Origin of the sequence: Rhodococcus sp. IEGM 1330 (assembly GCF_033142445.1) — a bacterium.
GTDB lineage: Bacteria > Actinomycetota > Actinomycetes > Mycobacteriales > Mycobacteriaceae > Rhodococcoides.
Genome location: NZ_JAWLSB010000006.1, coordinates 1 through 11,604 on the forward strand (window position 1 = coordinate 1; position 11,604 = coordinate 11,604).

The 11,604-nt window shown below is 65.3% G+C and carries 11 protein-coding genes; all 11 read left to right on the forward strand.

Annotation, left to right across the window (positions count from 1 at the left end; genetic code table 11):
* Nucleotides 1-147 precede the first annotated feature (147 nt).
* The 11 genes from R4P57_RS15190 to xerD all read left to right on the forward strand — a co-directional run bounded on the left by R4P57_RS15190 (nucleotide 148) and on the right by xerD (nucleotide 11,553).
* Nucleotides 148-1,029: a hypothetical protein gene (locus R4P57_RS15190; protein ID WP_317803666.1), complete on the forward strand. Its 882-nt coding sequence runs from the start codon at nucleotides 148-150 to the stop codon at nucleotides 1,027-1,029.
* Nucleotides 1,026-2,015 carry an HAD-IIA family hydrolase gene (locus R4P57_RS15195; RefSeq protein WP_317803667.1) on the forward strand — a complete coding sequence of 330 codons (990 nt, stop codon included), beginning with the start codon at nucleotides 1,026-1,028 and terminating at the stop codon, nucleotides 2,013-2,015. Before R4P57_RS15190 ends, R4P57_RS15195 begins: the two co-directional genes overlap by 4 nt.
* Before the next feature lie 77 nt (nucleotides 2,016-2,092).
* Nucleotides 2,093-2,335 (forward strand): hypothetical protein, encoded by a 243-nt coding sequence (locus tag R4P57_RS15200; protein ID WP_317803668.1) that lies wholly within the window; start codon nucleotides 2,093-2,095, stop codon nucleotides 2,333-2,335.
* 1 nt (nucleotide 2,336) lies between these two features.
* Nucleotides 2,337-3,158 carry a TlyA family RNA methyltransferase gene (locus R4P57_RS15205; protein ID WP_317803669.1) on the forward strand — a complete coding sequence of 274 codons (822 nt, stop codon included), beginning with the start codon at nucleotides 2,337-2,339 and terminating at the stop codon, nucleotides 3,156-3,158.
* On the forward strand, nucleotides 3,155-4,120 hold the full coding sequence (locus tag R4P57_RS15210; protein ID WP_317803670.1) for an NAD kinase: 966 nt from the start codon (nucleotides 3,155-3,157) through the stop codon (nucleotides 4,118-4,120). Before R4P57_RS15205 ends, R4P57_RS15210 begins: the two co-directional genes overlap by 4 nt.
* 2 nt (nucleotides 4,121-4,122) lie before the next feature.
* Nucleotides 4,123-5,892 (forward strand): DNA repair protein RecN, encoded by a 1,770-nt coding sequence (recN, locus tag R4P57_RS15215; RefSeq protein ID WP_317803671.1) that lies wholly within the window; start codon nucleotides 4,123-4,125, stop codon nucleotides 5,890-5,892.
* An 84-nt stretch (nucleotides 5,893-5,976) separates the two neighbouring features.
* Nucleotides 5,977-7,161: a putative cytokinetic ring protein SteA gene (steA, locus tag R4P57_RS15220; RefSeq protein WP_121872378.1), complete on the forward strand. Its 1,185-nt coding sequence runs from the start codon at nucleotides 5,977-5,979 to the stop codon at nucleotides 7,159-7,161.
* Complete coding sequence (locus R4P57_RS15225) at nucleotides 7,158-8,105, forward strand: copper transporter (RefSeq protein ID WP_317803672.1); 948 nt, start codon at nucleotides 7,158-7,160, stop codon at nucleotides 8,103-8,105. The genes steA and R4P57_RS15225 overlap by 4 nt, the downstream gene beginning before the upstream one ends.
* Nucleotides 8,106-8,255: 150 nt before the next feature.
* Nucleotides 8,256-10,004: a CTP synthase gene (locus R4P57_RS15230; RefSeq protein ID WP_317803673.1), complete on the forward strand. Its 1,749-nt coding sequence runs from the start codon at nucleotides 8,256-8,258 to the stop codon at nucleotides 10,002-10,004.
* Nucleotides 10,001-10,633, forward strand: a complete 633-nt coding sequence (locus R4P57_RS15235) for an NUDIX hydrolase (protein WP_317803674.1) — start codon at nucleotides 10,001-10,003, stop codon at nucleotides 10,631-10,633. The genes R4P57_RS15230 and R4P57_RS15235 overlap by 4 nt, the downstream gene beginning before the upstream one ends.
* A 5-nt stretch (nucleotides 10,634-10,638) precedes the next feature.
* The gene (gene xerD, locus R4P57_RS15240) at nucleotides 10,639-11,553 is read left to right on the forward strand and encodes a site-specific tyrosine recombinase XerD (protein ID WP_317803675.1); all 915 of its coding nucleotides are present in this window, start codon (nucleotides 10,639-10,641) and stop codon (nucleotides 11,551-11,553) included.
* The last annotated feature ends 51 nt before the right edge of the window (nucleotides 11,554-11,604 follow it).

An 11,604-nucleotide genomic window follows, 5' to 3' on the forward strand; every position in this document is an offset into this window, starting at 1 on the left:
AACCCGGAAGCTAAGCCCTCCAGCGCCGATGGTACTGCACTCGACAGGGTGTGGGAGAGTAGGACACCGCCGAACACCCGTTGTAAGAAGGGGACCCACTTGGTGGGTCCCCTTTTTGCGTTTGTACCGAAATCCGAAAGGACGCCCGTGTCGGAAGACAACAACGATCGTCGCCCCTCCCGAGGGGACGGCGGCAACCGCCCGAGCGAGTCCCGAGACCGCAACCCCCGCGCTCAGGACCGCCGCGGAGACCCGCGTCGTTCGGACGGCCCTCCCCGCAGGCGTGGCGGTGAAGGTGGGTTCTCCGGAGACCGGCGCGGAAACAGCGCATCGTCCGACCGTCGACCGCCGCGCCCCGATGAGCCGGATCTACCCGATGAGGTCGAAGCCGGAGAGCTCGAACCAGCAGTGCGTCGAGACCTGTTGAGCTTGGACAAGAACAACGCAACCGCCGTTGCCCGTCACCTCGTGATGACCAGCAAGCTTCTCGACGACGATCCGCAGTTGGCGCTGCTGCATGCGCGCGCTGCTCGTCAGCGAGCCGGCCGCATCGCCGTAGTGCGTGAGACCGCAGGCATTGCGGCGTACCACGCCGGTGAGTGGGCCGAAGCATTGTCCGAACTTCGCGCCGCCCGACGGATGGCAGGCGGGCCGGGTCTGATCGCTGTGATGGCCGACTGCGAGCGCGGACTCGGACGTCCCGAGCGCGCTATCGAACTCGGTCGCAGCGACGAGGCTCGTGAGTTGACCGGCGAGGAAGCGTCGGAGCTTCGGATCGTAGTGGCAGGTGCCCGGATGGATCTGAACCAGTACGACCAGGCCGTCGTCACGCTGCAGACCCCTGATCTCGACGCGTCGCGGTCCGGAACCGCTGCTGCTCGCCTGTTCTACGTCTACGCAGATGCGCTGGTTGCGGCAGGACGCGTCGACGAGGGTGTGAAGTGGTTCCTCAATGCCGCTGCTGCCGACGTCGATGGTGAGACCGACGCAGAAGAGCGGGTCGAGGAGCTGTCCGGAGGCGGTCAGTGACCGTGCTGCGTGATGTCCACGACGTTCTGCTTCTCGACCTCGACGGCACCGTCTATGCCGGCAAGGACCCCATTCCCGGTGCAGTGGAAGCGCTGTCGGGCGGTTCGGAGAAGCAGTACTTCGTCACCAACAATGCCAGTCGTGCGCCCGAGGACGTTGCCGAACATCTGCGTAGTCTCGGCTTCGACACCTCGGCAGAGTTCGTCGTCACCAGTTCCGAGGCCGGTGCCCGTGTCTTGGCGGGCAAGTTGGACCCAGGTTCGCGCGTGCTCGTCATCGGCACCGACGCATTGGCGAACGAGATCACCAAGGTCGGACTCGTGCCGGTCAGGTCTGCCGATGACGATCCGGTCGCAGTGGTGCAAGGTCACTCGGTCGATACAGGCTGGAAGATGCTGGCCGAGGCAGTCCTAGCCATCCGTGCGGGTGCGCTGTGGGTGGCAACCAACATCGATGCCACCTTGCCGACCGAGCGAGGACTCGTTCTGGGGAACGGCTCGATGGTCGCAGCGGTGCGCAACGCCACCGATATCGAGCCGATCGTGGCTGGCAAGCCGGCCGCCCCGATCATGCACGACGCCATCGAGCGCAGTGGAGCACGTTCGGCACTGGTCGTCGGAGACAGGCTCGACACCGACATCGCTGGAGCGAACGAAATCGATCTGCCCTCGCTGTTGGTGTTGACCGGCGTCAGTACCGCTGCCGAGTTGCTGCGTGCTCCTCGGCATTTGCGGCCCACTCACATCGGCCCCGATCTCGGAGTTCTGAACAGCGACGAGCTGGCGTCGAGCGTCGGCAGCAAGACCGGTTGGACGGTCGACATCGAGAACGAGGTGCTGTCGGTGCGCTACAGCGGGGACGGTGCTCCGGATGCGTTCGAGGGTGCGCTCGCCACACTGCACGTCGCCTGGTCCGGCTCGGCCTTCTCGGACGTTCGCTTCGAGGGGGATCGACTCGGCGATCTGCGTTCGCTGCTCGGGTGCTGACACAGCGTTCGACAGCAGCGTCGGGAGAGCGGCGGCGATCGGGCGTTCGTCGGACCCATCCGATAGCGTGAGAGGCGATGAGCGCGTCTATTCCACTACCAGGACAGCACCGGCCGAGCGGTGTCGGCGATGAGTCGTCGGCAGATCCGGACACTGTTCGCACCGAAGTTTCCTCGCTGCTGAATCAGCTCACCATCGAGTCGACGGACGACGAGGGATCCGAGGCCGTGGACTCCGACGCCCTTGCGCGCGATGCGAGTCTGCTCGACCGCGCGCACGAGGTACTCGTGCGCGCCCTGACCACCGTCGACAAGACCTGACGTGGCTCGTCGCGCACGTGTCGACGCGGAGCTGGTTCGTCGTGGACTCGCCCGATCTCGGGAGCACGCTTCGGAGCTGATCGAAGCAGGTCGGGTGAAGATCGCCGGGACCGTGGCTTCGAAGCCCGCGACCGCGGTGGAGCCGGGCACACCGCTGTTGGTGGCCGAAGAAGACAATGAGGTCTCGTGGGCCTCCCGCGGTGCCCACAAGTTGCTCGGCGCTCTCGACGCTTTCGAGCCGCTCGGCTTGACCGTCGAGCATGCTCGTTGTCTGGACGCCGGTGCATCCACCGGTGGGTTCACCGACGTTCTTCTCAGTCGAGGCGTGCGTGAGGTGGTTGCCGTGGACGTGGGATACGGGCAGCTGGTGTGGCGCCTGCAATCCGACGACCGCGTTCACGTCATCGACCGCACCAACGTTCGGTCGATCGACGCCGAGACGATCGGTGGACCGGTGGACGTGATCGTCGCAGATCTGTCGTTCATCTCGTTGAAGCTCGTTCTTCCCGCATTCGTTGCCTGCTCGAAGCCGGGCACCAACATGGTGTTGATGGTCAAGCCGCAGTTCGAGGTCGGCAAGGATCGCGTGGGTGCCGGTGGTGTGGTGCGAGATCCCGCGCTGCGAGCCGAGGCAGTCGAGGATGTGGCCAACGCGGCCGTCGCCTCGAATCTCACGGTGCAGGCGGTCGCGGCAAGCCCACTGCCGGGGCCGTCGGGCAATGTCGAGTACTTTTTGTGGCTGAGGGCAGGTGCAGGCGAGGACTCGCCGCGTACCGACATCACGGAACTCGTCCGGCTCGCGATCGAGGAAGGACCACAGTGACTCCGTCCCACGCAGCACCGGAACGGGAGTCGACTCGAGAGATTCTTCTCGTCGCCCATCCTGGTCGACCGGACATCGCCGAAACTGCGCGCCGCGTGGGCAAGGTGTTCGACGAAGCGGGCATCTGCCTTCGTGTACTCGTGGACGAGGTCGAGCCATCGAAGATCGAAGCCTCCGAAACGGAGGAACACGACCACGTGTTCGTCGCCGACATGAAGCTCAACGTCGTCGAGTTCGGACCGGACGCGGCCGCCGGCTGCGAGATGGTTCTCGTTCTCGGCGGTGACGGGACCTTCCTGCGCGCAGCCGAACTCGCGCAAGCAGCTTCCATACCGGTGCTCGGCATCAACCTCGGCCACGTCGGGTTCCTGGCGGAGGCCGAAGCCGACCATCTCGAAGGTGCCCTGGCCCGCGTCATCGCCGGGGACTACCGCATCGAGCAACGCATGACGTTGGACATTGCGATTCGCGTCGGCGACCAGGTGGTCGATCGTGGGTGGGCACTGAACGAAGCCAGCATCGAGAACGGTTCCCGGCTCGGAGTGCTTGAGGTGGTCCTCGAAGTCGACGGTCGACCGGTGTCGGCATTCGGGTGCGACGGCGTGCTGGTCTCCACGCCGACGGGCTCGACGGCATATGCGTTCTCGGCCGGCGGGCCTGTGGTGTGGCCGGAACTCGAAGCGATATTGGTGATTCCGAGCAACGCACATGCATTGTTCGCGCGGCCGCTCGTGACCAGTCCCGAGTCGATCGTCGCGGTAGAGATCGACGCCGGCGGACACGCGGGATTCGTATTCTGCGATGGCAGGCGCACATTGAGCCTGCCGGCCGGCGCTCGCGTCGAGGTGGTTCGGGGAGCGTCACCGATCAAGTGGGTTCGACTCGATTCGGCACCGTTCGCCGATCGCATGGTCAAGAAATTCGAACTGCCCGTGACCGGGTGGCGGGGGAGAGCGAGGTAGGGATGCTCGAAGAGATTCGGATCGACAGCCTCGGAGTCATCTCCGGTGCCAGCGCACAGTTTCACGAGGGGCTGACCGTACTCACCGGCGAGACCGGTGCCGGTAAGACCATGGTGGTCACCAGTCTGCACCTGTTGTCAGGTGCCCGCGCCGACGCAGGCCGTGTTCGACTCGGCGCGCAGCGTGCTGTGGTCGAGGGGCGATTCAGTACCGACACCGCGTCGGAGCAGGTGATCGAGGACGTCGACAAGGTGCTCGAGTCCTCGGGAGGTCAACGCGACGAGGACAATTCGATCATCGCCGTGCGTACCGTCAACTCGGACGGTCGTTCTCGTGCGCACCTCGGTGGGCGCAGTGTGCCCGCATCGGTGCTGTCGAACTTCACCGACTCGTTGCTGACGGTGCACGGTCAGAACGACCAGTTGCGTCTGCTGCGGCCTGATCAGCAACTCGCTGCCCTGGACAGATTTGCCGGGGATCCGGTGGCGTCCTTGGTTTCGAAATACCGCGCCGCGCGCAAGACGTGGCTCGACGCTCGCAACGAGTTGATCGACCGCACCGAACGCAGCCGCGAGCTGGCACAGGAGGCCGACCGCCTGCAGTTCGGCTTGCAGGAGATCGACTCCCTGGCACCGGAGCCGGGCGAGGATCGCTCGGTGGCCGAGGATGTGCGTCGGCTGGGGGACCTCGATTCGCTGCGTGAGACCGCGGAAGGTGCCTCAGCGGCACTCGTCGGGAGTACCGAGGAGGCGTCGGACACGACGTCTGCGCTGTATCTGCTGGGCGAGGCTCGCTCTCGCCTCGAACATGCCGAGGACGCGGCTCTGACCGAGCTGCTGCCGCGACTGAACGACGCGATGGCGATCGTGGGCGACATCGGCGCAGACCTCACCTCGTATCTGACGGATCTGCCGTCCGATCCGGGCGCGCTCGACGCGATCCTGAACCGGCAGGCCGAGCTGAAGTCGTTGACGCGTAAGTACGCCGCCGATGTCGACGGCGTCATCGCCTGGGCGGAGGACGCCCGTGAGCGGCTCTCGCACATCGACACCTCGGCCGATGCGCTCGCCGAGCTGAGCGCCAAGGTCGACGCGGCTGCGGTCGATGTCGCGGCAGCTGCGTCGAAGCTCAGTGCGGCTCGTGCGAAGGCTGCTGTGAAGCTCTCGAAGGCGGTCAGCGTCGAGCTGGCGGGCTTGGCGATGGGAAAAGCCAAGCTGCAGATCGATGTTCGCGCACTTCCTGCCGGGCCGTCGGACACAGCACCGATCGTCGTGGACGGGGCCGAACTGCATGCGGGCAGCAATGGCGTCGACGAGGTCGAGTTTCGTCTGTCCGCGCACGACGGTGCCCAGGCTCTTCCGATCAGCAAGAGTGCGTCGGGCGGTGAGCTGTCGCGGGTGATGTTGGCACTCGAAGTGGTGCTGGCGGGCTCGGACAAGGGCGCGACGATGGTCTTCGACGAGGTCGACGCCGGAGTGGGTGGCCGTGCGGCCGTGGAGGTCGGGCGTCGACTCGGCCGATTGGCTCGCACGCACCAGGTCATCGTGGTCACCCACTTGCCGCAGGTCGCAGCGTTTGCCGATACGCACCTGGTGGTCGACAAGACCGATGCGAAGAAGGGTGCGGCGAACAGTGGGGTTCGAACGCTGTCGTCGTCGGAGCGCGTCGTCGAGCTCGCGAGAATGCTCGCGGGTCTGGACGACACGGAGACCGGTCGCGCGCACGCCGAGGAGCTGCTGGCCACCGCAAACGCGGATCGAGCCGCGCTGTAACTTTTGGTGCTGATGTGATCAGTGTGGTAATTGTTTCGGCGCGCCTCCGTCGCCGGGCGTGTCGATCGGGTCATCATGGTCCCCATGAAGATGCCGGCTCTGCTGTCACGTAGTCAGGATTCGCTGCCCGGAATCACTGGGATCGCGCGAGTCGATCGCAACACGGCCAAGCTCCTCAAACGGGTCGGCCCCGGTGACATCGTCGTGCTCGACGAGCTCGACCTGGACCGTTTGACCGCCGATGCACTCGTCGAGGCAGGGGTGCTGGCGGTCGTCAACGCGTCGCCCTCGATCTCCGGGCGCTACCCGAACCTGGGTCCCGAGGCCATCGTGGCCAACGGGATCACCTTGATCGACTCGGCCGGCACCGAGATCTTCAAGAAGATCAAGGACGGCACCAAGATTCGTCTCAACGACGGCGGTGTGTACACCGGTGATCGGCGCCTCGCCAAGGGCGACGAGCAGAGCGAAGCAGAGATCTCGGACAAGATGATCGAGGCCAAGACGGGTCTGGTCGACCATCTCGAAGCGTTCTCGGGCAACACGATCGAGTTCATCCGAACCGAGAGTCCGCTGCTCATCGACGGCGTGGGTGTGCCGGATATCGACATCGACCTCAAGGGTCGCCATGTGGTGATCGTGGCCGACGGTCCCGGTCACGCCGAGGATCTGAAGAACCTCAAGCCGTTCATCAAGGAGTACTCGCCCGTCATCATCGGTGTCGGCGCGGGTGCCGACACCGCGATGAAGGCGGGTCATCGCCCTGATCTGATCGTCGGCGATCCCGAGGACGTCACTGCGCAGACGCTCAAATGCGGTGCAGAGGTGGTGCTTCCGGCAGATTCCGACGGACACGCGCAGGGTCTCGAACGCATTCAGGATCTCGGTATCGGTGCCATGACGTTCCCGGCCACCGGTGCCGCTGCTGATCTCGCACTGTTGTTGGCCGATCATCACGGGGCCTCGCTCATCGTGTCGGTCGGTAGCCCGGCCAGCCTGGACGAGTTCTTCGATCGCGGTCGACGCAACACCAACCCGGCCGCATTCATGACGCGTCTGAAGGTCGGTGCCAAGCTGGTCGACGCCAAAGCTGTTGCGACGCTGTATCGCAGCCGCGTGTCCGGCGGTGCGATCGCTCTGTTGATTCTGGCGGCGCTCGTTGCTGTGATCGTGGCATTGGCCGTGTCCAACATCGGCGGTGAAGCGTTGGATTGGGCCATCGATCTGTGGAACCGGTTCGCTCTGTGGTTCCAGGGGTTGCTTTCGTGATTTCGCTTCGCCAACATGCCATTTCGCTGGCAGCGGTCTTCGTGGCCCTGGCCATCGGCATCGTGCTCGGTTCGGGTCTGCTCTCGAGCGGACTGGTATCGGGTCTTCGAGACGACAAGACCGGTCTCGAAACTCAGGTGGACGATCTGCAGGCGACCAACAATCAGCTCGGTGAGCAGCTCAACTCGGCCGACGGCTTCGACGCTGCGGTATCGGGCCGAGTGTTGCGAGACGCATTGGTCGATCGCAGCGTCGTGGTCATCACCACCCCGGATGCCGATCCCGGCGACGTGGACGGAGTCACGCGGTCGATCGGAGCGTCGGGTGCCACCGTCACCGGCCGGGTGTCGCTGACCGATTCGTTCGTCTCCGCTGCGAACGGTGACGATCTTCGTACTCGCCTGACCAACGTCATTCCCGCCGGCGTGCAGTTGCGTACCGGCGCGGTGGATCAGGGCAGCCTCGCAGGAGACCTGCTGGGTTCGGTCCTGCTGCTCAACGCACAGACCGCCCAGCCGCAGTCGACTCCCGAGGAGCTCTCACTGGCGCTGGAGACGCTGCGTAGCGGCGGGTTCATCGCGTACGACAACGGTGCGGTCGCGCCCGCTCAATTGGCAGTGGTCGTCACCGGTTCCGGTACCTCGGACGTGGAGGACGGCAATCGCGGTGCCATCGTCGCGCGGTTCGCGGGAGCTCTCGACTCACGCGGTGCAGGCGCGGTACTGGCAGGTCGATCCGGTGCAGCAGAGGGCAACGGTTCCATCGCTGTCGTGCGAGCCGATTCGGCGCTGTCGTCCGCTCTGAGCACAGTCGACAACGTGGACCGTGAAGCAGGGCGGATCACCACTGTTCTCGCCTTGGCGGAGCAGCTGGACGGGGCCTCGGGCCGCTACGGCACCGGAGCCAACGCGAACGCCGTGACCGTCGGAGCGCCGGCGAGCTGATCTTCGTCGGAACGAGCGTGTCGTTGGCGGTGAGGTAGGTACTGGTGTTACCGTGAAGTCCCGTGGGTAGCAGGCCCAATTTCCACGCTTCACCTCTCTTATCAGCCCCCTGATAGGAGCAAGCCCTGCAGACTCGTCACGGGAGCCTCATTGTCACGCCTTCAGTCGCGTTCCGACACCAAGCACATTTTCGTCAGCGGGGGCGTCGCGTCGTCGCTCGGAAAAGGCCTGACGGCATCCAGCCTCGGCCAGCTACTGACCGCACGCGGACTGCGCGTGACCATGCAGAAGCTCGATCCGTATCTCAATGTCGATCCCGGCACGATGAACCCGTTCCAGCACGGTGAGGTCTTCGTCACCGAGGACGGCTCCGAGACCGACCTGGACGTCGGACACTACGAGCGATTCCTCGACCGTGATCTGTCCGGTTTCGCCAATGTCACCACCGGCCAGGTGTACTCGACGGTCATCGCCAAGGAACGCCGCGGTGAGTACCTGGGCGACACCGTTCAGGTCATCCCGCACATCACCGACGAGATCAAGCGTCGCATTCTCGCGATGAACGGCCCGGACCTGCAGGGTCACCAGCCGGACGTCGTGATTACCGAAATCGGCGGCACCGTCGGCGATATCGAGTCGCAGCCGTTCCTCGAAGCAGCGCGTCAGGTGCGCCACGACGTCGGCCGCAACAACGTGTTCTTCCTGCACGTGTCGTTGGTTCCGTTCCTGGCTCCGTCCGGTGAACTCAAGACCAAGCCCACCCAGCACTCCGTTGCGGCACTGCGCAGCATCGGCATTCAGCCCGACGCGTTGATTCTGCGTTGCGATCGCGACGTGCCGCCGGGACTGAAGAACAAGATCGCGCTCATGTGCGACGTCGACGTCGACGGCTGTATCTCCACGCCCGACGCGCCGTCGATCTACGACATTCCCAAGGTGCTGCACAAGGAAGGGCTTGACGCGTACGTCGTCCGTCAGCTCGGTCTCCCGTTCCGCGATGTCGACTGGACCATCTGGGGTGGACTGCTCGAGCGCGTCCACCAGCCACGCGAAACCGTGCGCGTCGGCCTGGTCGGCAAGTACGTGGACCTGCCCGATGCGTATCTCTCGGTCACCGAGGCGCTGCGTGCCGGCGGATTCGCTCATCGCGCGAAGGTCGAGATCAAGTGGGTTCCATCCGACGAGTGCTCGACGCCTGCGGGGGCGCAGGCCGCGTTGGGTGATGTCGATGCCGTGCTCATTCCCGGTGGTTTCGGCATCCGCGGTATCGAGGGCAAGCTCGGGGCCATCGAGTTCGCACGTACGCGCAAGATTCCGTTGCTGGGGTTGTGCCTGGGGTTGCAGTGTGTCGTCATCGAGGCGGCTCGTTCGGTCGGTCTGACCGACGCCAATTCCGCCGAGTTCGACCCGGACACCAAGGATCCGGTGATCTCCACGATGGCCGATCAGGAAGATGCCGTCGCCGGTGACGCCGATCTCGGCGGCACGATGCGCCTCGGTGCCTACCCGGCAACCCTGCAGAAGGGTTCGGTCGTCGCAGCGTCGTACGGCACCGAGACCGTCTCGGAGCGTCACCGTCATCGCTACGAGGTCAACAACGACTACCGGGATCGAATTGCCAAGAGCGGCTTGGTGTTCAGCGGTACTTCTCCGGACGGCCACCTGGTCGAGTTCGTGGAGTTGCCTGCGTCGGTTCACCCGTTCTTCGTTGCCACTCAGGCGCATCCGGAGCTCAAGAGCCGGCCTACCCGTCCGCATCCACTGTTCGCGTCGCTGATCAACGCGGCGCTCAAGTACAAGGCCGCGGAGCGTCTGCCGGTCGACGTGCACGGAGATACCGATGTCAACGGGAACGCAGCGCAGACGGGGGAATCGGCGGCCGCCGAGACCGTCGGATGACCGAGCCCCGGCACGAGTTCACCATCCTCGACTCGTCGGTGCCGTACTCCGGCGCGATTCTTGCGCTCCGGCTCGATCAGGTGGCGATGCCGAACGGTCGTCAGGCCGAGCGTGAGGTGATCGAGCATCATGGCGCGGTCGGGATTCTGGCCGTCGACGATCAGGATCGTGTGGTGATGATCGAGCAGTACCGGCATCCCGTCGGTCGTCGATTGTGGGAGTTGCCTGCCGGTCTGCTGGACGAGCCGGGGGAGCAGCCGGTGCTGGCGGCTCAGCGTGAGCTCGCCGAGGAAACCGGGCTCGCCGCCGAGACGTGGTCGGTTCTGGTCGATGTGCTGGCCTCGCCGGGGTTCACCGACGAGGCCGTGCGGATCTTCCTCGCTCAGGGCCTGACCGAGGTCGATCGGCCCGAGGCTCACGACGAGGAAGCCGACATCGAGCTTTCCTACGTTCCGGTGGACGAGGCTGTTCGTCGCGCGCTGTCGGGCGAGATCGTCAACGCATCCGCTGTGGCGGGCGTTCTCGCGCTCGCCGCGGCGCGCGCTGCCGGTTCCGAACTGCGCCCGGCCGACGCCCCGTGGCCCGATCTGCCGACGGCATTCGAGAACCGGAAGAGTTCACGAAAGTAGCCACCGTGATCGGCCAGCAGATTCAGACGTACCTCGACCATCTGGTGGTCGAGCGCGGGTCGGCACCCAACACGGTGTCGTCCTACCGTCGCGATCTGGTGCGGTACGAGCGGTTCCTCAGCGGCTACGGAATCACCGATCTGGCGAAGGTCGCCGAGAACGACATCACCGAGTTCGTGCTCTATCTGCGGCGCGGCGATGACGAATTCCCGGCTCTCGCAGCGAGTTCGGCTGCCCGGACACTGATTGCGGTGCGGGGTCTGCACCGATTCGCGCTCGCGGAGGGCATGGTCGAGCGCAACGTCGCGAGCGAGGTCAAGCCGCCGCAACCGGCCAAGAGACTACCGAAGTCGCTCCCCGTCGACCAGGTCGTGGCGCTGCTCGAATCGGCCTCGATCGCCGGTCCCGATGCCCCGCGAGGACTGCGGGATCGGGCTTTGCTGGAACTGCTGTATTCCACCGGGGCTCGTATTTCCGAGGCAGTCGGGCTCGACGTCGACGACATCGACACCGAGGCTCGCTCGGTGCTGCTGCGCGGCAAAGGTGGCAAGCATCGCATCGTTCCGGTCGGCCGACCCGCGATCGAGGCAGTCGACGGGTACCTGGTGCGCGGCCGGCCGGGGCTGGTCTCGCGCTCGAATCCTGCACTGTTCCTCAACGTCCGGGGCGGCAGGTTGTCTCGGCAGAGTGCATGGCAGGTGTTGCAGGATTCGGCCGTGCGGGCCGGGCTCACCGCGGGGGTCTCACCGCACGTGCTTCGGCATTCCTTCGCCACTCATCTGCTCGACGGTGGTGCCGACGTCCGCGTCGTGCAGGAGTTGTTGGGGCATGCGTCGGTGACGACAACGCAGATCTACACCCTCGTGACCGTCAACACGCTGCGTGAAGTGTGGGCGGGAGCGCATCCGCGGGCTCGCTAGCACGGGGCCGGAGATCGAGCGTCAGCGTGTCCGATGACATTGCACGAGCGT

Coding starts and splice junctions, on each gene's coding strand:
- R4P57_RS15200 (WP_317803668.1), top strand. CDS start 2,093: ATGAGCGCGTCTATTCCACTACCAGGACAGCACCGGCCGAGCGGTGTC.
- recN (WP_317803671.1), top strand. CDS start 4,123: ATGCTCGAAGAGATTCGGATCGACAGCCTCGGAGTCATCTCCGGTGCC.
- steA (WP_121872378.1), top strand. CDS start 5,977: ATGAAGATGCCGGCTCTGCTGTCACGTAGTCAGGATTCGCTGCCCGGA.
- R4P57_RS15235 (WP_317803674.1), top strand. CDS start 10,001: ATGACCGAGCCCCGGCACGAGTTCACCATCCTCGACTCGTCGGTGCCG.